Origin of the sequence: Porphyrobacter sp. HT-58-2, assembly GCF_002952215.1 — a bacterium.
Taxonomy (GTDB): Bacteria; Pseudomonadota; Alphaproteobacteria; order Sphingomonadales; family Sphingomonadaceae; genus Erythrobacter.
Genome location: NZ_CP022600.1, coordinates 395,060 through 419,851 on the forward strand (window position 1 = coordinate 395,060; position 24,792 = coordinate 419,851).

The 24,792-nt window shown below is 63.0% G+C and carries 23 protein-coding genes and 1 tRNA gene; 15 read left to right on the forward strand and 9 right to left on the reverse strand.

Annotation, left to right across the window (positions count from 1 at the left end):
• Nucleotides 1-77: 77 nt before the first annotated feature.
• On the forward strand, nt 78-689 hold the full coding sequence (locus CHX26_RS01920) for a cation diffusion facilitator family transporter (RefSeq protein ID WP_104940923.1): 612 nt from the start codon (nt 78-80) through the stop codon (nt 687-689).
• A complete protein-coding gene (locus CHX26_RS01925) occupies nt 682-3,165 on the forward strand; it encodes a heavy metal translocating P-type ATPase (RefSeq protein ID WP_104940924.1) in 2,484 nt (827 codons plus the stop codon). Before CHX26_RS01920 ends, CHX26_RS01925 begins: the two co-directional genes overlap by 8 nt.
• 43 nt (nt 3,166-3,208) lie before the next feature.
• On the opposite strand, the gene CHX26_RS01930 is transcribed toward CHX26_RS01925, so the two are convergent.
• On the reverse strand, nt 3,209-3,556 hold the full coding sequence (locus tag CHX26_RS01930) for a DUF3703 domain-containing protein (protein ID WP_081096481.1): 348 nt from the start codon (nt 3,554-3,556) through the stop codon (nt 3,209-3,211).
• 70 nt (nt 3,557-3,626) lie between these two features.
• Between CHX26_RS01930 and CHX26_RS01935 the strand changes: the two genes are divergently transcribed.
• Nucleotides 3,627-4,049, forward strand: a complete 423-nt coding sequence (locus CHX26_RS01935) for a MerR family transcriptional regulator (protein ID WP_104940925.1) — start codon at nt 3,627-3,629, stop codon at nt 4,047-4,049.
• Between the two features lie 59 nt (nt 4,050-4,108).
• Here CHX26_RS01935 and CHX26_RS01940 read toward each other — a convergent pair whose 3' ends face one another.
• The 5 genes from CHX26_RS01940 to CHX26_RS01960 all read right to left on the reverse strand — a co-directional run bounded on the left by CHX26_RS01940 (nt 4,109) and on the right by CHX26_RS01960 (nt 10,693).
• On the reverse strand, nt 4,109-5,386 hold the full coding sequence (locus CHX26_RS01940; RefSeq protein WP_172449651.1) for a TonB-dependent receptor domain-containing protein: 1,278 nt from the start codon (nt 5,384-5,386) through the stop codon (nt 4,109-4,111).
• 52 nt (nt 5,387-5,438) lie between these two features.
• Nucleotides 5,439-8,408, reverse strand: a complete 2,970-nt coding sequence (locus tag CHX26_RS01945) for a Tn3 family transposase (protein ID WP_104940927.1) — start codon at nt 8,406-8,408, stop codon at nt 5,439-5,441.
• Nucleotides 8,409-8,499: 91 nt separating this feature from the next.
• Nucleotides 8,500-9,876 carry a mercury(II) reductase gene (merA, locus tag CHX26_RS01950; protein WP_021222959.1) on the reverse strand — a complete coding sequence of 459 codons (1,377 nt, stop codon included), beginning with the start codon at nt 9,874-9,876 and terminating at the stop codon, nt 8,500-8,502.
• Nucleotides 9,877-9,955: 79 nt separating this feature from the next.
• The gene (locus CHX26_RS01955; protein ID WP_004213249.1) at nt 9,956-10,285 is read right to left on the reverse strand and encodes a heavy-metal-associated domain-containing protein; all 330 of its coding nucleotides are present in this window, start codon (nt 10,283-10,285) and stop codon (nt 9,956-9,958) included.
• A 12-nt stretch (nt 10,286-10,297) separates the two neighbouring features.
• On the reverse strand, nt 10,298-10,693 hold the full coding sequence (locus CHX26_RS01960; protein ID WP_014072602.1) for a mercuric transporter MerT family protein: 396 nt from the start codon (nt 10,691-10,693) through the stop codon (nt 10,298-10,300).
• A 76-nt stretch (nt 10,694-10,769) separates the two neighbouring features.
• Here CHX26_RS01960 and CHX26_RS01965 point away from each other — a divergent pair, with 76 nt between their 5' ends.
• From CHX26_RS01965 to CHX26_RS01980, 3 genes are all read left to right on the forward strand, one after another.
• Nucleotides 10,770-11,192, forward strand: a complete 423-nt coding sequence (locus CHX26_RS01965; RefSeq protein WP_104940928.1) for a MerR family transcriptional regulator — start codon at nt 10,770-10,772, stop codon at nt 11,190-11,192.
• Between the two features lie 170 nt (nt 11,193-11,362).
• Entirely contained in the window at nt 11,363-11,923 is a 561-nt protein-coding gene (locus CHX26_RS01970) for a recombinase family protein (RefSeq protein ID WP_004213255.1), read from the forward strand.
• A 110-nt stretch (nt 11,924-12,033) separates the two neighbouring features.
• Nucleotides 12,034-12,387 (forward strand): IS5 family transposase, encoded by a 354-nt coding sequence (locus tag CHX26_RS01980; protein WP_104940929.1) that lies wholly within the window; start codon nt 12,034-12,036, stop codon nt 12,385-12,387.
• Nucleotides 12,388-13,264: 877 nt separating this feature from the next.
• Here CHX26_RS01980 and CHX26_RS01985 read toward each other — a convergent pair.
• Nucleotides 13,265-13,339: transfer RNA gene (locus CHX26_RS01985), tRNA-Thr, on the reverse strand.
• A 366-nt stretch (nt 13,340-13,705) separates the two neighbouring features.
• Between CHX26_RS01985 and gpmA the strand changes: the two genes are divergently transcribed.
• The 8 genes from gpmA to CHX26_RS02030 all read left to right on the forward strand — a co-directional run bounded on the left by gpmA (nt 13,706) and on the right by CHX26_RS02030 (nt 21,446).
• Nucleotides 13,706-14,392, forward strand: a complete 687-nt coding sequence (gene gpmA / locus CHX26_RS01995) for a 2,3-diphosphoglycerate-dependent phosphoglycerate mutase (protein WP_104940931.1) — start codon at nt 13,706-13,708, stop codon at nt 14,390-14,392.
• The gene (gene purE / locus CHX26_RS02000; RefSeq protein ID WP_104940932.1) at nt 14,392-14,883 is read left to right on the forward strand and encodes a 5-(carboxyamino)imidazole ribonucleotide mutase; all 492 of its coding nucleotides are present in this window, start codon (nt 14,392-14,394) and stop codon (nt 14,881-14,883) included. The genes gpmA and purE overlap by 1 nt, the downstream gene beginning before the upstream one ends.
• Nucleotides 14,883-15,950, forward strand: coding sequence for a 5-(carboxyamino)imidazole ribonucleotide synthase (locus CHX26_RS02005; protein WP_104940933.1), 1,068 nt, complete (start codon nt 14,883-14,885; stop codon nt 15,948-15,950). Before purE ends, CHX26_RS02005 begins: the two co-directional genes overlap by 1 nt.
• Nucleotides 15,947-16,453, forward strand: a complete 507-nt coding sequence (locus CHX26_RS02010) for a dihydrofolate reductase (RefSeq protein ID WP_104940934.1) — start codon at nt 15,947-15,949, stop codon at nt 16,451-16,453. The genes CHX26_RS02005 and CHX26_RS02010 overlap by 4 nt, the downstream gene beginning before the upstream one ends.
• Nucleotides 16,453-17,391, forward strand: coding sequence for a bifunctional riboflavin kinase/FAD synthetase (locus tag CHX26_RS02015; protein ID WP_104940935.1), 939 nt, complete (start codon nt 16,453-16,455; stop codon nt 17,389-17,391). Before CHX26_RS02010 ends, CHX26_RS02015 begins: the two co-directional genes overlap by 1 nt.
• A 113-nt stretch (nt 17,392-17,504) precedes the next feature.
• Nucleotides 17,505-20,504 carry an isoleucine--tRNA ligase gene (gene ileS / locus CHX26_RS02020; protein WP_104940936.1) on the forward strand — a complete coding sequence of 1,000 codons (3,000 nt, stop codon included), beginning with the start codon at nt 17,505-17,507 and terminating at the stop codon, nt 20,502-20,504.
• A complete protein-coding gene (lspA, locus tag CHX26_RS02025) occupies nt 20,501-21,037 on the forward strand; it encodes a signal peptidase II (protein ID WP_104940937.1) in 537 nt (178 codons plus the stop codon). Before ileS ends, lspA begins: the two co-directional genes overlap by 4 nt.
• Nucleotides 21,030-21,446: a DUF3035 domain-containing protein gene (locus CHX26_RS02030; protein ID WP_104943188.1), complete on the forward strand. Its 417-nt coding sequence runs from the start codon at nt 21,030-21,032 to the stop codon at nt 21,444-21,446. The genes lspA and CHX26_RS02030 overlap by 8 nt, the downstream gene beginning before the upstream one ends.
• 177 nt (nt 21,447-21,623) lie before the next feature.
• On the opposite strand, the gene CHX26_RS02035 is transcribed toward CHX26_RS02030, so the two are convergent.
• Nucleotides 21,624-22,925 (reverse strand): hemolysin family protein, encoded by a 1,302-nt coding sequence (locus CHX26_RS02035; RefSeq protein WP_104940938.1) that lies wholly within the window; start codon nt 22,923-22,925, stop codon nt 21,624-21,626.
• Nucleotides 22,926-23,115: 190 nt separating this feature from the next.
• Between CHX26_RS02035 and CHX26_RS02040 the strand changes: the two genes are divergently transcribed.
• On the forward strand, nt 23,116-23,814 hold the full coding sequence (locus CHX26_RS02040) for an OmpA family protein (protein WP_104943189.1): 699 nt from the start codon (nt 23,116-23,118) through the stop codon (nt 23,812-23,814).
• 153 nt (nt 23,815-23,967) lie between these two features.
• Here CHX26_RS02040 and CHX26_RS02045 read toward each other — a convergent pair whose 3' ends face one another.
• Complete coding sequence (locus CHX26_RS02045; protein ID WP_104940939.1) at nt 23,968-24,744, reverse strand: 3'(2'),5'-bisphosphate nucleotidase CysQ; 777 nt, start codon at nt 24,742-24,744, stop codon at nt 23,968-23,970.
• Between the last annotated feature and the right edge of the window lie 48 nt (nt 24,745-24,792).

Consider the following 24,792-nt stretch of genomic DNA (forward strand, 5'->3'; position numbering starts at 1 on the left):
GATAGCACGTTGTCCGGCTGCCCTGCCCCTTGCGTACTCCAGAGCTTTGCGAGCCTCGTGGTTGGGGAGAGAAAGCCGTGATTGCCGTGAACGACAATGACAACTCGCAGGAGCGCCGCACGCTCTGGATCGTGCTGCTGCTCAATGCGGCAATCGCGGGGGGCTTCTTTGTTACCGGCGCTGTTGCAGATTCGAGCGCGCTGATCGCCAATGGCGTCGATAACCTGTCCGATACGGCCGTTTACGCGCTGAGCCTTGTAGCACTGACCCGGGGTCAGACATGGAAGACCCGCGCAGCGATGGCTTCAGGCGTCATGCTGCTGTTGTTTGCGGGGGGCATCCTGCTCGATGTCGGGCGGCGCTTTATCCAGGGGAGCGAGCCCATCGGACCGACCATGATGGTGATGTCCGCGATTGCTGGCGCGGTAAACTACCTCTGCCTTCGGCTGCTTCAACGCATCAAGGAACCGGACGTCAATCTCCGGGCCGCGACCACTTTCAGCTTCAACGACTTCATCTCCAACGGCGGCATCCTGATTGCCGGCGTGCTGGTGTTCTGGCTGGGTACGAACTGGCCGGACTTGCTCGTCGGTTTCGCTACCGCCCTCATCGCCATCAAGGGCGGCGTCGAAATCCTGCGCGACGCACGCACCGAACCCAATACAACGACGGGAGGTCGTCATGAATGACAAGCTCGAACTCGACATTCCGGTGCTATTGCCCGACCTTCCCGACGCAGCTGACGCATGTCTCGATCGTCTCTTAGCAACGCTGACGAAGCGCGAAGGCGTCGAGCGGGCGCATGTCATCTGTGTCGACGACGATACGCCAGCGGCGCTGTGCATCCATTTCGACGCTGCCAAGCTGCCTTTGCCGCGTTTGCGCGAAATCGTGCGCGCGGCCGGCGCTGAAATCACCGAGCGCTATGGTCATGCAATCTGGCAAGCGACGGGGATCAACCACGAGCGTCGCGCTCGAACGATCAGCGCTGCGCTGTGCGCCTTGCCCGGCGTGGTACAGGCCAGCGCCAGTTCAGGGGGGTCTGTGCGGGTCGAATATGATCGCCGCGAGACCACCGAAGAGGAAGTGCTTTCGGCCCTTCGCAAACTCAAGGTTGGCATCGAAAAGCGGGTCAGTGCCGATGATCATGCCGGTCATGATCATGGGGCTGGTAGCCATGGTGCGGCCGAGGAACGGCATAGCTCCGGTGATGGTCACGATCACAGCCACGCTGATTTTCTAGGCCCCAACACTGAACTGATCTTTGCCCTCGCCTGCGGCGCGCTGCTGGGAATGGGCTTCGCAATTGAGAAGCTGATAGCCGGTCCGCCCGCTTGGCTCCCGACCGCCTGCTATATGGCAGCCTATTTTTTCGGTGGTTTCTTCACGCTGCGCGAGGCGAATGACAACCTTCGGTTGAAGAAGTTCGAGATCGACACCCTGATGCTGGTCGCCGCCGCCGGGGCAGCCGCCTTGGGGGCGTGGGCCGAAGGCGCACTACTCCTGTTCCTGTTCAGTCTCGGACACGCGCTGGAGCATTATGCCATGGGCCGTGCCAAGAAGGCAATTGAAGCCCTGGCGAAGCTCGCCCCTGAGACCGCAACGGTGCGCCGCGATGGGGCGACCAGCGAAATCGACGTCGAACAATTGGTGGTCGGCGACATAGTCATCGTGCGTCCGAACGAGCGCTTGTCCGCCGACGGCTTCGTTCTGAAGGGATCGAGCGCGATCAACCAGGCGCCCGTCACCGGCGAAAGTATCCCGGTCGACAAGATACCGGTAGCTGACGTGGTCGCCGCACGCGCCAAGCCCGACATGGTTGATCCGCAAAGCCGGGTATTTGCCGGTACGATCAATGGCAGCGGCGCGATCGAGATTGAGGTGACCCGCCGCTCCAGTGAAAGCGCGCTCGCGAAAGTTGTGAAGATGGTGAGCGAAGCGGAGACGCAAAAATCCCCGACGCAGCGCTTTACCGACCGTTTCGAAAGGGTCTTCGTCCCCGCTGTCCTGATTATGTCGGTCGTGCTGCTATTTGCCTGGACCGTTATCGACGAGCCGTTCCGCGACAGCTTCTACCGCGCGATGGCGGTGCTGGTTGCGGCGAGCCCCTGCGCGCTTGCCATTGCGACGCCAAGCGCGGTTCTATCGGGTGTGGCGCGCGCAGCGCGCGGCGGTGTACTTATCAAGGGCGGCGCACCCTTGGAAAATCTCGGTTCCCTCAAGGCAATAGCATTCGACAAGACCGGCACTTTGACCGAAGGCCGCCCGCGCATTACCGACATCGTCCCTCTCGGTGGCACTGATGAAAGTGAACTGCTTGCGACTGCGGTCGCTGTCGAAGCATTGAGCGATCATCCACTGGCCCAGGCGATCGTCAGGGATGGTAGCGCACGTCTGGGGGCGCGCGCCCTGCCCCATGCCGCCGATCTCAAGAATCTTACCGGCCGGGGTGTTACCGCGACCGTGGACGGCGAGACGGTGTGGATCGGCAAATCCGAAATGTTCGGTAAGGACGCAATTCCGGCGCTGGGGCAGGAGGCACAGGACGCGATAGCGTCACTGCGCGAAAACGGACGAACGACGATGCTGGTCCGAAAAGGGAATCGTGACCTCGGCGCGATCGGCCTGCTTGATACACCTCGCGAAGCGGCCAAATCCGCGCTGCTCCGCTTGCGTGAGTTGGGCATCACCCGGATGATCATGATCTCGGGGGATCATCAAAAGGTTGCCGAAGCCATCGCCAAGGACGTCGGGATTGATGAAGCATGGGGTGATCTCATGCCGGAGGACAAGGTTTTCGCGATCAAAAAGCTTGCGGGCGAAGACAGGGTCGCGATGGTTGGCGACGGCGTCAATGATGCACCTGCCATGGCCAGTGCTACGGTCGGCATCGCCATGGGGGCAGCAGGATCGGATGTGGCGCTGGAGACAGCCGACGTTGCCCTCATGGCCGACGACCTCGCGCACTTGCCATTCGCTGTGGGCTTGAGCCGGCACACACGCGGGATCATCAGGCAGAACGTATTTGTGAGCCTCGGCGTTGTAGGGTTCCTGGTTCCCGCCACGATCATGGGTCTCGGCATCGGTCCAGCAGTGGCCGTGCATGAGGGATCGACCATCATTGTGGTGGTTAATGCACTTCGGCTTTTGGCGTACCGCGCCTGACCAATTGGGGGTTCTAACCCTAAGGCAGCGCACGCTCTGACAATCAATCACGGCCTGCATTCACGATCTGCGCAATATCCGCCGGTATTGGCATAGAGGCAAAAGCACTGACGTCCGATCGCCCGGTATTTCCCATCGGCGTGCGACCGGTCAGTGTGCCCAATGGCGCTAGAAACAGACGCAGCACCTGGCCTGCAACCTCGGCCCATTCGCGCCGCGACACCGCGAATGCCAGCATTACGCCGTGCGAGTGGAGATGCAGCGGCAGACTACCCTGAGCGATGATGTGCCCGCGTTCGAGCCTTTGCCAGGCACTGACGTGATCGCCGTTGGCACGCGCGACGCGATATGCCGCCAGCTCTTTTCGATAGGCTGTTCGAATGATGCTCATTGCCCCAATCTTCGCTTTGTGTTCGAGTCGCTGAGGCTTATGCACCCTGTAGCAGCTACAGGGTCAAGCGATGAAAATCGGCGAACTATCGAAGGCCACCGGCACCAATGTCGAAACCATCCGGTATTACGAGCGGATCGGGCTGCTGCCGCCACCACCGCGCACATCAGGCAATTACCGCTCTTACGGGCTATCGGAACGTCAGCGACTTTCTTTCATCCGCCATTCGCGCGATCTGGGGTTCACTATCGAGGACATCCGCTCGCTGCTCGATTTGTCCGATCATCCAGACCGCGACTGCCAGGCGGGTGACCTTATCGCCTCTCGCCAACTCGCGCAGGTTGAAGCCAAAATTTTCCAGCTCACTGCTTTGCGGGACGAATTGAGCAGGATTATTGGCCGCTGTCGTGGGGGCCTTTCCATCGACTGCCGGGTAATCGCTGCGTTAGCGAAACATGAGCTGTGTGACGGCGACCACCGTTCCGACTGTTGAAGGGCTGTGGCAAGCGTGCGGGCCCAATCGATAACTAAGTGTGCGCCCCCTGCCGTCACTCACCACTGGAACGCAAGCGATGCCCTCACCGCGCGGCTTTCGATAGCGGAGAGGCTTTCATCGTCGTTCGCGTCCCACCCTCGGTTGTCGAGCAGGTTTGATCCGGCGATACGCAGGGTGGGTGCAGTCTCGCCCTCGCCCAGCGCCCAAGTGATGCCGAGCGACAGGTCGGTGCGCGCCGGGATGATGGCGGTGCCGTCGCGCCGGGCAGGGGCGTTGCCGAGCAGATATGCGCCCGCATCGACCGCAAGGCGCGGTGTCGCTTGCCACTGGGCGTTGACCGAACCACGCCAGCGCGGCTGGTTCACCACCTCGGCGCGAAGACCGCTCGCTTCGGTAATGATCGCATCGAGATAGAGCGCCCCCGCAACCACCTGCACCGGGCCGAGGGGCGCGACCAGTGAGGCCTCGATCCCCCGGTGCCTGCGGGTGCCGTTCAGCAGCCACACGCCCGCGTTGTCGAACCCCGGCGCGCCCTTGGTGATGTCGAAGCCGGAGACCAGCAGCGTTGCCTCGGGCGTGATCCGCCACTTGGCCCCGACCTCACGCTGAGTGGCGCGCAAGGCGGGCAGCGTCTCGTTGGCGTTGACCGCGATGGCAGGCGCGGTGCCGCTTTCCTCCAGCCCCGTGACCCACGCGCCATAGACCGAGATTTCATCGGCCAGCGCCACTGTGGCGGCGAGGTGCCCGGCCCACTCGCGGTCAGTGCGCGGGGCAGCGCTGGTGCCGGTGGGGGTGTAGGCCTTCGTGTAATGCACCCGCTGGACACTGCCCGAGACCAGCAACCACTTGGCAAGCGGATAGCTGGCCGAGGCGGCAAGGCGCCCCTCGCGGATCGCATCGCGCGCGGCGATGGTATCAGGCGCGCCGGGATCGGCGATGGCGAGCGGCTCACCGATGGTGACGTTCCCCCCGGTATCGTCGCGCGCGTCCGACAGGTCGGAGCGTTGATCGCGGCCAATCACGGCAAAGCTCACTCGCGCCGGTCCGTAGGGCGCGTTCCATTGGCGTTCGAGCAGGCCCTCGCCCGAGACTGCGCGCCCGTTGGTCTCGCCAAAGGCGCTGGCATTGATCGTCCCCACCCCGTCTGCGCTGACATTGTCGAGGAAGACGAAAGCCTCGCGGTCGGTGGCGAAGGTGCCGTAGGCAAGCGCAGCCCTAGCGCGCCAGCCATCGCCCAGCGCGCGTTCGGCTGCGCCCCAGCTCAACGTCTCCCAGCCCTTGGTGCGCGCCCAGTCCGGGGCGGCGGCGGTGTCGGGGGCAAAGGTGGGCGTCACCTCAAGGTTTGTTCGCCAGACAACGATTTCTCGGACATAAGCGGAACATGGGCTACGCTAAACGCTTCAACCGCGCCATTGGCTCGTTGAGTGGGTGGAATTCACCTGCTGGAAGTCGCCTGGCCTGCTCCCAGAGGTAATCGCCGGTCAGACTGATGTGCGCCCAGCCCATCGGAGAAAGGTGCGCAAGCAGTGCCGCATCGAACGTCGTGCCGACAGCGTTGAGGTGCTGGGCGGCCCGGTCGAGATAGACCGTGTTCCAGTAGGAAATCGCCGCAATCAGCAGGTTCAGCCCAGATGCGCGAAATTCCTGATTTTCCAGCGAGCGATCGGTGAACCGACCCTGCCGGTTGGTATAGATGGCGGCGGCAAGCGTGTGCCTCGCCTCGCCTTTGTTGAGACCGGCCTGACAGGCACGTCGCAGTTCCGGTTGTTCAAGCCAATCGAGCGTGAACAAAGTGCGCTCGATACGGCCCAGTTCAGCCAATGCAAAATCCAGCCTGTTCTGGCGTTTGTAGGCGGCAAGTTTTCGCAAGATTACTGACGGCGCCACCGTGCCATCCTTGATTGAGGCGACAATCCTGACGATGTCATCCCAATCGGCCTCGATCGCTGCCGTTTTGATGGTGCGGCCCATCAGATTTTCGATGCCCTTGTATGTCGATGGCGCAGCGATCGAACCCAGCTTGCGGTCGCCAATATCGCGCAGCCGGGGCGCGAAGCGGAACCCGAGTAGGTGGCAGAGTGCGAAAACATGATCGGTGGCGCCGCCGGTATCGGTATAGTGCTCATGCAACGGAAGGTTGCCGGCGCCCAGGACAAGCCCGTCGAGCACGTAAGGCGCTTCACCTGCCGTCGCGGACATGATCCGTGATCCGAATGATGCGAAGTGATCGGAAAGGTGAGAATAGATTTTCACGCCAGGTTCGGCGCCATATTTGGCATTGACGTCCGCCGCCCCTGAACGGCTCCGCCCCGACCGGAAGAACTGGCCATCGGACGACGAACTGGTGCCAGCGCCCCAATGCCGCGCGAAGGGTAATTCGTGATGGGCTGAGATGATCATGGCCAGCGCGGCCTGATAGTTCTCGGGTGAAAGATACCAGTTGTGGGTCCATGCGAGTTGGGCATAGCTGACGCCTTCGCTGGCATTGGCCATCCGCTCCAGCCCGAGGTTGGTGCCATCAGCCAGAATTGCGGCGAGTACCGTGCTGGGGTTGTCGTGCTCCTTGCCTGAGCGCAGGTCACGGAATGCGTTCAAAAAACCAGTGCGTTCGGCGACTTCAAGCAGCAGCTCGGTGATGCGCACGCGGGGAAGCAGGGTATCGAGCTTGCGATCGAGGGCTTCAGCTTCCGGTGGGGTGACAGGCGGCATTTGCTGAAGCTTGAGCCGGTCTCGTTCGAGCGACACTCCCTCAAGCTTGTTTGTTTTCAACTGCTTGGCAAATCGGCGCAGCCGCCAGTCAAGATTTCGTGCCCGGTCAGCGAGGTAGGATGCAGCATTTGAATCGAACGGAAGCACATCCGCCACTTTGGCGGCGTCGCGCCGACCCAGCAAATAGGCATCGAAGCGCTGATAGTTGCGGGTTCCCTCGATCCATACATCACCGGCGCGCAAACGATCACGCAAGGTTGCCATGATCGCAATTTCATAACGTCGGCGGTCGATACGGCCGCTTTCGGTGATGAGACGCTTCCACTGCCGATTGGGGAATGGCAGTGGAACGCCATCGGGAAGGTCGCGCGACTTTCGTGTGTTCGCATCGCGAATGACATCGATGGCTTTGATCAGTGCCGTCCCTGTTCCAGACGCCTTGAAGGTGAAGGCGTCCAGAAATGCCGGGCTGAAACGCCGTAGCGTGGCGTAACGCTCGGTTGCCGTTACCAGTGCGTCCTCGCCGGCAAGATCAGCAAGGGCATCTACTTGGGCCTTTGCCGCAACAAGCCGGTGCCAGCCCACCGCTTCGTCAATCAATTCGAGCGGATCGCCGCCATTCTGGACAGCCTCATCAAGTGCTGTAATCGTGGCGCCAAACAGCCGCATGAGTTGCCCCACCGACTGAATACTATCTTGGTAGCGACGCTCGCGCCCACGCCGCGCGCGCGTGAACATGCCGCCGATAAGTCGGTCAAACATTTGGATCGCGCCATCGGCAAGTCTGGCCTCAAGGTCGATCACTGCGGCCGTCAACGTCGCCCGCCTGCGATTGACGCTGTAATCCGAAAGCAGGAATGCCGGTGCCACGCCGCCCTCGCGGACAAATTGGGCAAAGCGGAATTCCGGAATGGCGCCCCCAACTACCGGGTGGATACCTATGCCGCGAACATAGCGCAGGCGCTCAAGCAAGCCATTGATATTGGCCGCAGTCGGGGCTTCTTCGAAATTACGCAACCACGCCAGCGGTGTCATGCCGAAATCCGGGTTGTTGATTACGAGTTCGTCTAGTCGTGTCAGTCCAGCAGAGCTGAGGCCTTCGACGATTGCGGCTGCGGCAGCTTTGCGTGCGCGTGCCCGGCCAGCAAGACCGGCGCGTTCCAGTGTGTCGCCTGACGGAAGAATGAACCGCTCACCCTTCAGGCCAACCATGAGGGCGCGAACAATCGGTTCACCTCTGTCTGTATACTCGGCGGCTTGCGCGGCAAGATTCAGGGCAAGTGCCAGGTCGCCGCGTCGAAACGGGCGTATGCCAAGATAACGCGCCACGAGATCGGCATGATCGGTACGGGTTTGCGCGCGCTGACCATATGCAGAGAAGGAGGAAGGATCGACGAATAACTGTGCCGCGAGGTACTGAAGAATGACGTCGGGAAGCCCGATCTCGGGTTGCAGACCAAAGCCGGGATGTCGCATCAAAGCGATTTGTGCAGCCAGACCGAGGCGATTTGCTGGACCATAGCGGCGCCCAACCAATTCAACATCTTCCGCAGAAAGGGTATAATGCCCAATGATCGCGGTTTCTTGGACAGGAGGATCGAACAGGCGCCGGCGCTCGTCTCCGGTCAGAAGTCGGCGTCGTGCCATTTTGCTCTCCCGCTGAGGCGAATAACAAAATTGACACCAAAGCGGCTTGCACTGGAGGGAGGCCATTCGTTGCCGGTTGATCCCCGAGCAATCACCCGGCGCAGCAAGACAGTTTGGCGACATCCTTATCAAACGTTTGGGCCGCCAGTTTGAGGCCTTCCACAGTGGTCAGGTAAGGAAATATCGTTGCACCCAATTCCAGGGTGGTCATGCCGTGTTTGATCGCCAGCACCAGTGTCTGGATCGAATCCGCGCCTTCGGGTGCCATGATCTGGCCGCCCAGCAAACGGTCGTTCGCCTTGTCGGCAATCAGTTTGATGAGACCCCGCGTATCGCGTGCTGCCAGTGCCCTTGGCACAGCATCGAGCGGGAGCAGCGAAACCTTGATGTCCAGGCCTTGCGCCCGTGCTGTCGTTTCAGTGAGGCCGGCGCTGGCGACTTGCGGGTCGGTGAAGACGACGGATGGCATGGAGGAATTGTCGTAGCGGTATTGGTTGCCCGTCACCGCGTTGCGCGCGGCCAGTTTTGCGCCATAGGCGGCCATGTAGACGAACTGGTCCCGTCCCGTTACATCGCCCGCCGCGTAAATGCCTGGAACCGACGTTTCGAGGTGGTCATCGACGACGATTCCACCATTACGGGCAAGCACTATGCCGCGCTCCTCCAGCCCAAGCCCGTCGCTATTGGGTCGGCGTCCGGTGGCGATGAGCACCTGTTCCGCCGCGACTGTGTCACAATGCCCCTCGCAGGTCAATTCGACCCCGCTCTGTGTTTGGGCGATACGCTGATAGCCGACACCTGCGCAAACCCGCACGCCCTCGGCTTCCAAATAGTTTTTCAGCGCGGCACTCACTTCCGGGTCCATTTCGGGGAGCAGGCGGCTTCGGCAGCAGATGGTGACATCAACGCCCAGACGCGAAAACATCTGTCCCAGTTCTACCCCGATCACCCCGCCACCGATCACCAGCAGCGATTTGGGCAAGCGATCCAGCGCCAGCGCCGATGTGCTGGTTAGGTAGGGCACGCTGTCCATCCCCGGAATCGGCGGCACGGCGGCGTGCGCACCCATCGCCAATATGACCTTGCCGACCTTCATGGGCGCATCGCCGACAATCAGCGCACCATCGGCAAAGCGTGCCTTGCCCTCGATATAGCTCACACCGTCATAGGCGGGCAGCAGATCGACATATTTTTTTTGGCGCAGCGTCGTGACAAGATCGTCCTTCGACGCCGCCAATACGGACCAGTCATCCATCTGGACAGCGCCCCCAAGGCCGGGAAAGCGCGCGGCGGCAAGCCCACCATGCACCGCTTCGGCGGCGCGGATCAGCGTCTTGGAAGGAACGCAGCCAACATTGACACAGGTGCCGCCAATCGTGCCGTGACCGACGAGCGCCACTTTCGCGCCCAGATCGGCAGCGGCGATCGCGGCGGAGAACCCGGCAGAACCCGCGCCGATGACGGCCACGTCAAATCCTTCCTGCCCGGGGCGGTTGCAACAGTCGTTCATTGCTTATCGCTTTCTTGAGGCGCTGGCGGCGCCCCGCTCAGTTTTGAATAGCGCGCGCCGGATAACCCGCGTTGGTTGATGCAGCGGCAATCGCAGCAGCATTGGTGCGGCGCGGGTTATAGGTTGCGCGCGCGGTCTTGGCTGCGAAATCGACCGTGACCGCCGTTACCCCGGCGACGCCTTCCATCGCCTTCTTCACGGTGATCGGGCAGGTGGCGCAGGTCATGTTCTCTATGGCAAAGGTGGTTTGCTTCTGAGCGGTTGCGGTAGCCGCGGGGCGATCTTGCGCCGTGCCACTAACTGCATAGGCGACCCCGCCGCCAGCCATAGCCAGCACGGCCATAGCGATACATACTGTCTTTTTCATGGGTATTTCCTTTCAATAGAACCAGGGTGCCCACCAGTCGATGGTGAGCGCCAGGATGGCGACGGCAAGGCCCAGCCACAGCACCGCCTTGGTGGTCCAAGCCGATTGTGGACGAGCGCAGTAGGAACCGTCTTCACAGGGCGGTTTCGGCTTGAAATAGACATGCCAGAAGCCGTAGCCGAGCAGCGCGAGCGTTACGCCTGCGACATAGGGCTTGTAAGGTTCGAGCGCCGTCAGGTTGGCGATCCACGCGCCGGAAATTCCGAGCATAACCAACAGTAGCGGGACGACGCAGCAAGCCGAGGCGAGCCCCGCGCCGATCAATGCGCCCGCCGCAACCCAGTTTGCCTGCTTCGGCTCGTGGTTTTCGGTGAGGGCTGGCTGTCCCGCTTCCGGCGTTGAGACCATGGCTTGAATCCCTTGTTCCAACTGAGTGATTCGCAGTGTAGGCTCTGTAGCCACTACAGACTCAAGAGGTATTTTCATGGAGCAACAGGTCGGCATCTTGCGTGCCCAGCTTGCCCGGAAAACAGGCTGCAATCTCGAAACCATCCGCTATTACGAGAAGGTGGGATTGCTGCCGGGGCCGCCTCGCAGTTCCAACGGCTACCGCGTCTATTCGCCGGAACTGGTGCAAAGGTTGCAGTTCATCCTGCGCGCGCGCGACCTTGGCTATGCAATGGATGAGATACGGTCATTGTTGTCGCTCACCGATACCGGTGCACAAACCTGCGCGGAGGTTATGGCGAGAACCGAACTCCACCTTGAAGATGTCCGCCGCCGCATTGCAGATTTGCAGAAGATAGCGGTGACGCTGGCGACCACGTTAGCCAGATGCACTGGAGATGACGTTGCCGAATGTCCCCTCCTGGAAGCACTCCAGTTTTTACCCCATCAAGGCAATTGACGCCATCTTTGAGGGATTTGATTTTGTGATGTCAGCTTGGAGTATAGCCTAACCGGACGTCAGGGCGCTACCGCGGTTTCTGTCAGATTAGGGTACTAAACGGAATTTGTTGACGAATGTCGTTGCGTATCATAGATTTCAACCTGACATTTTGATGGAGAGAGTGCGCAGTGAAGGGGCAACGGATCGGCTATGTCCGGGTCAGCACGTTCGATCAGAATGTGGATCGCCAATTGGAAGGTCAGTCGCTCGATCGGACCTTCACCGACAAGGCATCGGGCAAGGACGTCAACCGCCCCCAGCTTGAGGCTCTGCTCACTTTCGCCCGCGAAGGCGATACCGTCGTCGTCCACAGCATGGATCGGTTGGCCCGCAATCTGGATGACCTGCGCAAGCTGGTCCAAGGCCTCACCAAGCGAGGTATCCGGATCGAGTTTGAGAAGGAAAGCCTGTCCTTCTCGGGGGAGGACTCCCCGATGGCCAATCTGATGCTCTCGGTCATGGGTGCGTTTGCTGAGTTCGAGCGCGCCCTGATCCGCGAACGGCAACGCGAAGGCATTGCGATCGCTCGGCAGCGCGGCGCCTATCGGGGGCGGAAACGGTCGCTCTCGGATGAGATGATTGCCGATCTGCACCGCCGCGTTGCCGCCGGTGAACGCAAGGCGACCATCGCGCGCGACATGGGCATCAGCCGCGAAACCCTCTACCAGTACCTTCGCGCCGCTGCCTGACACCAATGTTCACATTATGTCCGGAAAATCGTTGTTCAGCGTACAAAGCTTGAGGTGACGCCACCAAGCTCCACGCAAGGTGCGATGCCAGAGGTCTCCCGCTCGGCTTCGTGCTGACACCGGGACAGGCCCACGATGTGCAGGGCTTTGCTCCACTGTTCCGCATGATAACCGACCGGATCGAGGCCTTCTTGGCCGATCGGGGATACGATGCCGATGCCATCCGCGAGGAGATCGAGGCGGCAGGCGTCGAGGCCGTGATCCCGGCCAAGGTCAACCGTCGTAACCCCGCTCCGCATGACCGCGCCAAATACAAATGGCGAAACCTGATCGAGCGGCTGTTCAACAAACTCAAGAACTGGCGCAGGGTCGCGACACGCTACGACAAGACCAAGGAATCCTACCTCGGCTTCGTCGCGCTCGCCTCAGTCAAACTCTGGATACCCGTTGTCCACGAAACCTAGATCTCAACAAAATGCAGATTGAGACACCAACTATTAGATGGGCCACATAGAGGCTTGTGTGTCACATCCCTTGAAAAGCGGCTCAACGACACGTTGCTGCCAGTGCCCTCGCCTTTCGCAACAGCGATGGCACCTTTCCGCCGCTTGTCCGAAAGGGATCGCTCAACGGACACCTTGCGCTTGCCAAAGGTCAGACTTCCCTGTCCTCCGCATATCCGGCTGGCCCGCTCTCTCATTGAGGTGGTACGCGCCATGTTCTCACAAGGGGGCCTCATCCGTTACAAATGAACTACGAGCGCCAAACTATAACTCTCGGACGATTACGAGTGGCGTATATCAACCAAGGGCATACGGTTTCCGATGCCGCGGCAGGGCGACTTCGCAACAGTGTTTGTGCCCGCAGAAGAAAGCGGCGTCGCCCGGTCGCACTTCGAGCCCTTTCTTAAAATAGACGAGCAGCCTGTGTGTGGTGGGAGCGCGAGCTTCACCTCCCCCACCGATGTGCCCCAAATTGATGTCGAAAGGTAAGGCGGCATCAATCGGATCCGGCGAGTCGCCCATCCAACGGAAAATCGAGCCTATTCAACAGGCTACGGACCTGTCAATCAGATGCGATTGGCGATTTCTGGTTCAATCAGATTTGATTGGAAAGCTGCCACTTCCAGAGCGCGCTCGCTATCACCCTGTATTACCACGATAATTCTGGGGAATAGATGCTGCGATCCGTCGCGTAGGGTGTATAACGTTCCCCACTGCCCGAGCGGAGCCGGTCTCTGATCCAGATTCGATCCGAGGGATTTGAGGCGGCCTAGCCACGGCGTATTTTCCGTACTCATTCCATACGAAACGCCGAACCGCGTTCTAAGTGCCTGAAAACTGGTGCTGCTGGGGAGGATTGAACTCCCGACCTCACCCTTACCAAGGGTGCGCTCTACCACTGAGCTACAGCAGCGCCGGAACAGGCGCGCCCTATTGTCGCGCTGCCCCCCATTGTCAAGCGGGGGTTGATGACGGCGCGTCTATTCTCCAAGGCGTTTCATATGAGTGAAGAGCCCCGCAAGAATCTTTCCCGTGAGGAGCGCCTAGCGGCGAAGCTGCGCGAAAATCTGCGACGCCGCAAGGCGCAGGCGCGCGCGCTTGGTGATTCGGATAGCGCGCGGCCCCTTCCCAATTCACCCCCGGAAAGCTAACGCGGCGCCCAGAGATTGATCGTCTGGACCAAGCCGCCCGCTCCCTGCGCCCTTCCACCCGGAGCCTATCGGGTTACCATCCGGGTGGAAGGGCGGGGGAGTGGGCGGCGCGGCACAACGGAGAAAGAATGCCCAAGCTCATCCTTGTTCGCCACGGCCAGAGCCAGTGGAACCTCGAAAACCGCTTCACCGGCTGGTGGGATGTTGACCTTACCGAAAGGGGCATAGCCGAAGCGATCGCAGCGGGCGCGTTGATGAAGGACAAAGGCGTGCTGCCGTCCTATGCCTTCACCTCGCTCCAGACCCGCGCGATCAAGACGCTGCATCTGGCGCTCGAAGCGGCGGGACGCCTGTGGATCCCCGAGGTCAAGGACTGGCGCCTCAACGAGCGGCACTATGGCGGGCTGACCGGGCTCGACAAGGCCGAAACTGCGGCAAAGCATGGCGATGATCAGGTGAAGATCTGGCGCCGCAGCTTCGACATTCCGCCCCCGGTTCTGGAAGCGGGGAGCACCTATGACCTCGCGTCAGACCCGCGCTATGCCGGGATTGCCATCCCCAACACCGAAAGCCTCAAGCTGACGATCGAGCGCGTGCTGCCTTATTGGGAAAGCACGATCCTGCCGATGCTCGCGGCGGGTGAAACCGTGATCATCGCCGCCCACGGCAATTCCCTGCGCGCGCTGGTGAAGCACCTGTCGGGCATTTCGGATGCGGACATCACCGATCTGGAAATTCCCACCGGCCAGCCGATCATCTATGACTTCGATGGCGATCAGGTCGCAGGCGAACGCTATTATCTGAAGGACGCATGATGGACGTGACCGGGGGCAAGGTTGCCATCGTTATGGGGAGCCAGTCGGACTGGCCGACCATGAAGTGCGCCGCCGAGGTGCTCGACGAACTGGAAGTCGCCCATGAAGCGCGGATCGTCTCGGCCCATCGCACCCCTGACCGGATGGTGGCCTTCGCCAAAGGGGCCGAGGGCGAGGGCTTCAGCGTCATCATTGCAGGCGCGGGCGGTGCGGCGCATCTGCCCGGCATGATCGCCAGCATGACCCACCTGCCGGTGCTGGGCGTGCCGGTGCAGTCGAAGGCGCTGTCGGGGCTCGATAGCCTGCTCTCGATCGTGCAGATGCCGGGCGGCATTCCCGTCGGTACGCTGGCAATCGGCGAGGCCGGCGCACGCAATGCCGGACTGATGGCTGCTGCGATCCTCGCGCTGGGGGACGAGTCGCTGTCGGAACGCCTGCAGGACTGGCGTGCCGCGAAGAGCGCCGCCGTGGGCGAGGTTCCGGAGGACTGATGCTTCCACCCGGTTCCACCATCGGCATTCTTGGCGGCGGGCAGCTGGGCCGGATGATGGCCGTGTCCGCGCTCCAGCTCGGCTACCGCGTAATCGGCTATGCCCCCGAAGGCGACAATGTCGCGGCCGATGCCTGTTCGGATTTCATCACCGCCGATTGGGACGATGCGGCGGCGCTCGCGCAGTTCGCGGCGGCCTGCGATGTGGTGACGTGGGAGTTCGAGAACGTCCCCGTTGCCACCGTCCAGGCCCTGCCCAGCCCCCTGCTCGCCTGCCCCTTGCGCGCTTTGGAGGTCGCGCAGGACAGGTTTCACGAGAAACATTTCGTCAGTCAGCTGGGCGGCACCCCTGCGCCCTATGCGAAGGTCGAGAGCGAGCAGGACCTCGCCGACGCCTTTATCACCATCGGCACCCCCGGCATCCTCAAGACCGCGCGCGATGGCTATGACGGCAAGGGCCAGTGGCGGGTGCGCACGGTGCTGGAGGCGGGCAGCACGCATTTCCCGGGCGTGCCGTGCGTCTACGAAGGCTTCGTCACCTACGAGACCGAATTCTCGGTCATCCTCGTGCGGGGCAAGGACGGAACGATAAAGTTCTGGGATTCGACCGCGAACCTGCACGAAGGCGGGATGCTGGCGCTGTCGGTGCTGCCGGCGGGCGCGCTGGTCGAGGCACAGGTGCGCGAGGCGCGCGATCTGGCGGGCAAGGTGGCCGATGAACTCGGCTATGTCGGCGTCCTCACGCTGGAATTCTTCGCCACCCGCGATGGCCCGGTGTTCAACGAAATGGCGCCTCGCGTCCACAATTCGGGCCACTGGACCATCGAGGGCGCGGCCACCAGCCAGTTCGAAAACCACATCCGCGCGATCTGCGGCCTGCCGCTGGGCGTGACGAAGACCCGCTTCGCCAGCATCGAGATGCGCAACATCGTCGGCGAGGATGCTCTGAAAGCCCACGCGATTCTGGCTGAACCGGGTGAGCCGCACCTCCACCTCTACGGCAAGGCCGAAGCCCGCGAGGGGCGCAAGATGGGCCATGTCACCCGCGTCGGGCACGTGCTGAAATGAAGCCGGAAATCGTGCTGATCTACGCCCGCGCCGCCAATGGCGCGATCGGCAATGAAGGCGACCTGCCCTGGCGCCTGCCCGCCGATCTCAAGCGGTTCAAGGCGCTGACCATGAACAAGCCGATGGTGATGGGCCGCAAGACCTTCGAGAGCCTGCCCGGCCTGCTCCCCGGCCGCCGTCATATCGTGCTTTCCCGCCGTGACTGCTTTACCGCCGAGGGTGTGGAGATGGCCGGATCGGTGCAGGAGGCACTGGCGCTGGCGGCGACAGGCAATGACAGCGGCGAGGTCGCGGTGATCGGCGGGGCGGCGATCTACGACGTGTTCATGCCGCTTGCCCACCGCATCGAGATGACGCAGATCCATGCCGATTATCAGGGTGATACCTTCATGGCCGAGCCGGGACGCGAATGGGTGCTGACCGCGCGCGAGGATCACGCTGCGGCAGGCGGGCATCCGGCGTTCTCCTTCCTGACCTACCGCCGCGCGGGGGCGCACGCCTGATGCGCTGGCTCGATCACCGCCGCCCGATCCCTGCCGCCCTGCGCGGAGCCATAATCGCGCTCGGCAATTTCGACGGATTCCACCGCGGCCATCAGGCCGTGGCGGGCGAGGCGATCGGGTGGGCCAAGGCGGAAGGCCGCCCCTCGATCATCGCCACCTTCGATCCGCATCCGGTGCGCTTCTTCAAGCCCGACGTGCCGCCGTTCCGGCTGACAACGCTCGAACAGCGGCAGGAGCTCTATCTCGCGGCGGGCGCGACCGCGATGCTGGTGTTCCACTTCGACGCCGAGCTGGCAGGCACGAGTGCGGAGGATTTCATCGCCAAGATCCTGATCGACCGCTTCGGCGCGCATGGCGTGGTGACAGGGGGCGATTTCACCTTCGGCAAGGGCGCCAAGGGCAATGTCGAACTGCTGCGCGATTTCGGCGGCGCGATGGGGTTGCAATCGCGGGTGGTTGAGGCGGTCGCAGAAGGAGGCGAGGTCGTCTCCTCCAGCCGCATCCGCCAGGCGCTGCGCGACGGCGATCCGCAGCAGGCCGCGCGCCTGCTCACCCGGCCCTTCGCGATCCGCGGCATTGTCGAACACGGCGACAAGCGGGGCCGGACGATCGGCTATCCCACCGCCAATGTCGCGATCGACAGCTACCTGCGGCCCAGATACGGCATCTACGCCGTCACGGGCCGCATTCTGGCGACCGGCGAGGTGCTGAAAGGCGCGGCCAATATCGGCATCCGCCCGCAATTCGAACCGCCCAAGGAATTGCTCGAACCCTATTTCTTCGACTTCTCGGGCGATCTCTACGGGCAGGAAATCGAAGTCGCCTTCCACCATTACCTGCGCGGCGAGGCGAAGTTCGACAGCCTTGAGGCGCTGATCGAACAGATGGACAAGGATTGCGCCGAGGCGCGGCGACTATTAGGGCAGCGCGGAATTTGAACCCAGCCCGTTCGTCTCGAGCGGAGGTTCGAGCGCAGCCGAGAACCGCAGTCGAGAGACCCCGCGCCAATGTGTCTCGACTTCGCTCGACACGAACGGAAATGTGAAGTGCGATGACCGACGAAACCACAGCGCGCGCCAAAGAAGCGAAAGACTATCGGGACACCGTCTTCCTGCCGAAGACCGATTTCCCCATGAAGGCCGGCCTCCCCCAGAAGGAGCCGGGCATTGCCGCGCGCTGGGAGCAGATCGGGCTCTATGACGCCCTGCGCAAAGCCCGTCGGGGTCGGGAAAAGTTCATCCTTCACGACGGCCCGCCCTATGCCAATGGCGACATCCACGTGGGCCATGCGCTGAACCACATCCTCAAGGACATGGTCTGCCGCACCCAGAACCTGCTGGGCCGCGATGCGCCTTACGTGCCCGGCTGGGACTGCCACGGCCTGCCCATCGAGTGGAAGGTCGAAGAGCAGTATCGCAAGGAGAAGAAGGCCAAGCCCGTCCTCACCGGCGCGGGGCGTGACGAGGCGGCGGTCATGGCGTTCCGCGACGAATGCCGCGCCTATGCGCAGAAGTGGGTCGACGTGCAGCGCGGGCAGCTGAAGCGCCTCGGCATCATGGGCGATTGGGACCACCCCTACCTCACCATGCAGAAGGAGAGCGAGGCGGTGATCGTCGCCGAGCTGCTCAAGCTGGCCGAGGCGGGGAACCTCTATCGCGGCTCGAAGCCGGTGATGTGGTCGCCGGTCGAACAGACCGCGCTGGCTGAGGCGGAGGTCGAATACGAGGACATTGTTTCCACGCAGATCGACGTGGCGTTCGAGATTGTGGAATCGCAGTCGCCGACGATCCAAGCACTTCTCGACAAGGGCTGGCCGGTCGCAGCTGTCGTTTGGACGACAACTCCTTGGACGATCCCCGTCAACCAAGCGATCGCATTCAGCGAAACGACGGATTACGTTCTATTCTACGAGGGCGGTGGCGTTCAGCACTATCTGGTCGCGGCTGACCTCGCCAGGCAATTCGAACGACGCGCTGGCTTGATTTCTGGTCCTGACACTTATGAGCTTCCAAAAGAGGGTGATCCGTCCTGTTACATCTATGCTGAGCGGGTGAAAGGCTCCGAACTCGCTGGCACCCTCGTCCGCCACCCGATGCACCACCTCGGCGGGTTCTACGCGACCCCGCGCCCGTTGTTGCCCGGCGACTTCGTCACCACCGATAGCGGTACCGGCCTCGTCCACATGGCGCCCGATCATGGCGAGGACGACTTCGACCTCTGCAAAGCCAACGGCATCAACCCCGTCTTCGCGGTGATGGACGACGGGCGTTATCGGGACGACTGGGGCTGGCTGGGCGGCGCGGACGAGCGCCGCATGAGCGTCATCAACCCCAAGTTCAACGCGCCCGACGGCCCGATCTGCTCGGACCTGCGCGAAGCGGGCGCGCTGCTCGCCGCGAGCGCGGATTACGCGCACTCCTACCCGCACTCGTGGCGCTCCAAGGCCAAGGTGATCTTCCGCTGCACCCCGCAATGGTTCGTGCCGATGGACAAGCCTTTGCCGGGTGTCTCGACTTCGCTCGACACGAACGGAGTTGAGAGCACCACCCCCCAGCCGTTCGCGTCGAGCGAAGTCGAGACGCTGAGAAGCACCGCCCTCGCAGAAATCCAGCGCGTGCAGTTCATCCCCGAAAAGGGCCGCAACCGGATCGGTGCGATGGTCGAAGGCCGGCCCGACTGGGTGCTCTCCCGCCAGCGCGCATGGGGTGTGCCGATCACGCTGTTCGTGCGGCCTGACGGCTCCTATCTGCAAGACCCCGCCGTCAACGCCCGCATCGTCGCGGCGGTGAACGCGGAAGGCATGGACGCGTGGAACAGCGCCAACAAGGCGGCGTTCCTTGGGCCCAACTACGACCCCGACGACTACGCAATGGTCACCGACATTCTCGACGTGTGGTTCGATAGCGGCTGCACTCACGCCTTCGTGCTCGAAAGCGGGCGCTGGCCCGACCTGCAATGGCCCGCCAACCTCTACCTCGAAGGCTCCGACCAGCACCGCGGCTGGTTCCAGTCCTCGCTGCTGCAATCCAGCGCCACGCGCGGGCGTGCGCCTTACGATCAGGTCTTGACCCACGGCTTCACCATGGATGCCAAGGGCAAGAAGATGTCGAAGAGCCTCGGCAACACGGTCGATCCGCTGAAGGTGATGGAAACCTACGGCGCGGACATCATCCGGCTGTGGGCGCTTTCGGTCGACTTCACCGAGGATCACCGCATCGGCGACGAGATCCTCAAGGGCGTCGGCGACCAGTATCGCAAGCTGCGCAACACCTTCCGCTACCTGCTCGGCGCGCTCGACGGCTTCGTGGGCGACATGAGCGATGCGGGGGAATTGCCGGAGCTGGAGGTCTATATCCTCGCACTGCTGTCCGAACTGGACGGCAAGCTGCGCGCGGCGGCTGAGGCTTACGACTTCAACCTCTACACCCGCCTGCTGGTGGATTTCTGCAACGAAGACCTCTCGGCCTTCTTCTTCGATATCCGCAAGGACTCGCTCTATTGCGACGGGCCGGATTCGACCACGCGCAACGCCTATCGCACGGTGCTCGACCTGCTGTTCCACGCGCTGGTGCGCTATGCCGCGCCGGTGCTGGTGTTCACGGCGGAGGAAGTGTGGCTCTCCCGCTATCCCGAGGACGGCGAGGAAGATGACGCGGGCCAGCGCGGAAGCGTCCACCTGCTCGAATGGCCGAGCGTGCCGGGCGTGCGGGCCGATACCGCCAAATGGGACGCGCTCAGGGCGCTGCGGGATCAGGTCAACGAAGCGATCGAGCCGCTGCGCCGCGACAAGACCATCCGCTCCAGCCTCGAAGCGGAAGTGGTGGTCCCCGCCAGCGCCGTGCCAGAGGGCGTGTCGGACGAACAACTCGCCGAACTGTTCATCACCGCGACAGTCACGCGCGGGCAGGGCGAGAGCGTGATCGTGACCAAGACACAGCACCACAAATGCAGCCGCTGCTGGCGCCATCTGCCCGACGTGGCTGAGGAAGGCGCGCTGTGCGGTCGCTGCGATGAAGTGGTCAGCGCGATGGATGCGGGGGCTGGGGCATGAAGGGCCTTTTCACCCGCAACCGGCTGATCGGCCTGGTGCTGGCGGCCATCGTCGCCATCATCGATCAGGCGGTGAAATGGTACGTGGTCGGCCCGCTCGCGCTCCGGCAAGTCGGCAGCATCGACCTGCTGCCCTTCTTCGACCTCACCTATACCGAAAACCGGGGTGTCTCGCTCGGGATGTTCCAGGCGACCGACATGGAGACGCGCTGGGCGCTGGTGCTGCTGACTGCGGTGATTGCGCTGGTGGTGCTGGTGTGGATGATGCGCGAGAAGGTGCTGGCCGACATCATCGGCCTTGCGCTGATCCTCGGCGGGGCGATCGGCAATATCCGCGATCGCTATGATCTGGGCTATGTCATCGACTATGCCGATTTCCACATCGGGGACTTCCGCCCCTTCCTGATCTTCAACATCGCCGACGCCGCGATCACCATCGGCGTTCTAATCATCCTTGCCCGCAGCCTGTTCGTGCGCGACAAGGAGGAAACCGAAACCGGGGATGCGCCCCGTGGAGAGCCCAATGATGCGTAACCTCACACCCGTGATCCTGCTGGCCGGCGTTTCAGCGATGCTGGCGGCCTGTGGCGGCGGCGGCGGGGTGTTCAACCGCGCCCGTCCCGATGAATTCGCGGTGCAGCGTCAGGCGCCGCTGGTGGTGCCGCCCGATTTCACCCTCACCCCGCCCGCCCCCGGCGCCCCGCGCCCGGCGGAAGGCAATGCGGCTGAGCAGGCGCTTGATGCGCTGTTCGGTGGCCCCGCGCCGCGCAGCCGGATCGAAGCGAGCCTGATCGACCGTGCCGGCAATGCCGCGCCGAGCATCCGCAGCCAGGTCGGCGACACCGGCACCAACACCGTCGCCAAGGGCCGGGTCACCCGCGACATCATCGCCGCACCGGAAGGTGACGGGCAGTCGGCTTCTACCGTAATTCCGAGCGCCTAAAGCCTCGCCGCACTGCGCCTCACGGTCTAGAGCTGAAAACGGTCGCGCAGCGACCGCCATCGCGACCGCCCGCCCGCAGCGCCGAAGGCGCGAGGATTTCGCATCGCGGAGGCGATGCGGACAACAAAAACGTTGAGCCCCCACCCCCGGCCCCTCCCCAAGGGGAGGGGGGTAGAGTCAGTCCTCACCCTCGCGGGTCACCAGCAGCTTGTCGATGCGGCGGCCGTCCATGTCGACCACCTCGAAGCGCCAGCCCTGATCGTTGAAGTGTTCACCTTCGTGCGGCAGTTTCTTGAGCACCGAGAGGGCATAGCCCGCCGCCGTGCCGAACTCGCGGTCCTCGCCATATTCCAGCCCCAACCTGTCAGCCAGAGCGTCGGCTGACAGCGAGCCTGAAACCAGCAAGGATCCGTCCTCGCGCTCGATCACGCTCGGCAGATCGCCATCATCGCTGTCGCTGGCGAAATTGCCGACGATCGCGGTGAGCAGATCGACGGGGGTGACGATCCCTTCGAAATGGCCGTATTCATCATGCACCACCGCCATCGCCACTTCGGCCTGCTGGAGCACCCGCAGCGCGTCCATCGCGTCAAGCTGATCCGGCACCACTTCGACTTTGCGCATCATGTCGCGCAGGGCCACCGGGCGGCCCGCCACCAGCGCCGCGAGCACATCGCGCACCTTGACGACGCCGAGGATCGTGTCGGGCGAGCCTTCGGCCACCGGCAGCAGCGAATGGGAGCTGTCTTCGATCGTCTCGCGGATTTCCGCCAGGCCGGCGTCGGCCTCGATCCAGTCGACTTCGGTGCGCGGGGTCATCATTTCGCGCACCGGGCGTTCGGCCAGCCGGACAACGCCGGTGAGGATCTGGCGCTGTTCCGCCTCGATCACGCCTGACCGGGTCGCTTCGGCAAAGATCATGCGCAGCTCTTCGGCGGTAACGGTACCCTCGTCGCCGCCACGAATGCCGAACAGGCGGATGATCGCGGCCGAGCTGGAATCCAGCAGCCACACCAACGGCGCAGCGGCCTTGGCGAGAAACGCCATCGGGCGGGCCATCACCAGCGATACCGGCACCGCCGCGCGCAGGGCCAGCTGCTTTGGCACCAGTTCGCCGACGATCAGGCTGAGATAGGTGGTGAAGGCGATCACCACGGCAAAGCCGGTCTCGTCCGCGAATTTCTCGGGCAGGCCCATGGCCGCCAGCCGTTCGCCCACCGGCCCGCCCAGACTGGCCCCCGAATAGGCCCCGGCGATGATCCCGATCAGCGTGATGCCAATCTGCACGGTGGAGAGGAACTTGCCCGGGTTCGCCGCCAGAGCAATGGCGATGCGTGCACTGGCAGAGCCGGCTTCCGCCTTGGCTTCGAGCGCGCTGGTCTTGGCCGAGACGATGGCGAGTTCGGACATGGCAAACACACCGTTGAGCACAACGAGCGCGAGAATGATGGCCAGATCGATCCAGGGAAAAGGTGTCACGCTGCCCGCGCTAGCACAAACTGCGCGCCGTGCCACCAATCCAGAGCATCCAATGCGACATGGCGCCTGTTGTTCAACATCGGTCAATACAGGCCGCGCCATCGGGTGGAGCGTCAGACCCTGGCCGAAGCCTTGCTGTCATCCGGGCGGCGTGGCATTCTCGGAACAAGACAAGAGGGAGGAATGGCTTATGACGTTTTCACGGATCCTGCTGTCAGGCACCGCCGCGCTTGCCCTGCTGGGCACCAGCGCCTGCGTGACCGACCCCAACACCGGTGAAAGGAAGATCTCCCGCACTGCCATCGGCACTGGCCTTGGCGGCACGCTTGGCTATCTGCTCGGCGGGGCGATCGGCGGCGATGCCGGGCGCATCATCGGTGCCGGGATCGGCGGATCAGCCGGGGCGATCCTCGGCAAGCAGTATGACGACCAGATCAAGGAACTGAAGGAACAGACCGCGGGCAGCGGTGTGGATGTCGAGGAAGTGGGCGATCAGGAAGCGATCCTCGTGCGCCTGCCTGACGGGGTGACCTTCGCCACCGGGTCGGCGGCGATCAATCCCGGCTTCTACGAAACACTCAACAATGTCGCCGAAACGCTGATCAAGTACCCGAACAGCCTGATCGACGTCTACGGCTTCACCGACACCACCGGCTCGCCCGCCACCAACCAGCGCCTGTCCGAACAGCGCGCGCAGGCCGTCGCCGACTATATTGCCGCGCGCGGCGTGGCCCGGTCGCGCATTGCGACACAGGGTTTCGGCGAACAATATGACTATCTGCGCGTCAAGACCGGCGACAATGTCAACGAACCGCTCAACCGCCGGGTCGAGATCAAGATCATCCCGATCAGCCAGGACGATGTGAACGCCGCGCGCGCCGGGAACTGATCGTTTTCGAGGCGGGGCTGCCTCCGCAGCCCCGCTTCCTCGCTCACGCGGCCTGAGGGCCGCATCGCTGCGGACGCGCGGTCGCGCTTGCGGGCCACCCAGATGGGTGGCCCGTTTCAGTTCCGCCCCAAGAATTGTCGAGTTGGTGCTGCTCTACCGGAGCGCCTTGGCCCGCTCCGCCAGCCGCTCCACCGCCGCGGCATGGATCGCGGGCGAGCACACCAGCACGCCGAAATCGCGCGGGTCATGCTTGTTGTAGGCGAGCGGCTGGCCGAAAGCATCGGTGACTTCCGCCCCCGCCTCGCGCGCAATCAGCGTCGCAGCGGCGATATCCCATTCGTAGCCCCAGCGCAGCGTCGCGACCAGATCGGCGCGGTCATCGGCGACCATCGCGATCCTCAGCGCGATCGAATTGGGCTGATCGACCGCGACCAGATCGCTGTCCTCGCGCGGCAGGCTGTGGGTCGGCACCCGCGCACCTGCGAATTCCGTGCGCTGGCTCGCCCGGATCGGCAAGCCGTTGAGGGTCGCGCCCTGTCCCGCCACCGCCAGCCACTCCTCGCCCCGCGCCGGTGCCGCCAGCATCCCGATCAGCGGACGACCCGCGCTCACCAGTGCGACGGAAATCGCCCAGCCCGCCCTGCCGCGAACGAAGTCGCGCGTGCCGTCGACCGGATCGACCAGCCAGATCAGCCCGCTGGCGGTGCGCACCTTGTCATCGGCCGTCTCCTCCGAAAGCCACGCGGCAGACGGCAGCAGGCGATGCAATTCGCGCTTCAGAAACCGGTCCACTTCGAGGTCGGCCTCGCTCACCGGATTGTCAGGACTCTTGTCCCAGCTGCGCAGGGCATGGCCCGCTCCTGGCCAGCGCGCATGGGCGATCCGGCCCGCCTCGCGGACGATTGCTTGAAGGCGATCCCTGTCAATCATGAGAGCCTTGCTGTTGCGCCTGCACAGAGCACTTTTCAAGAGGGTCGA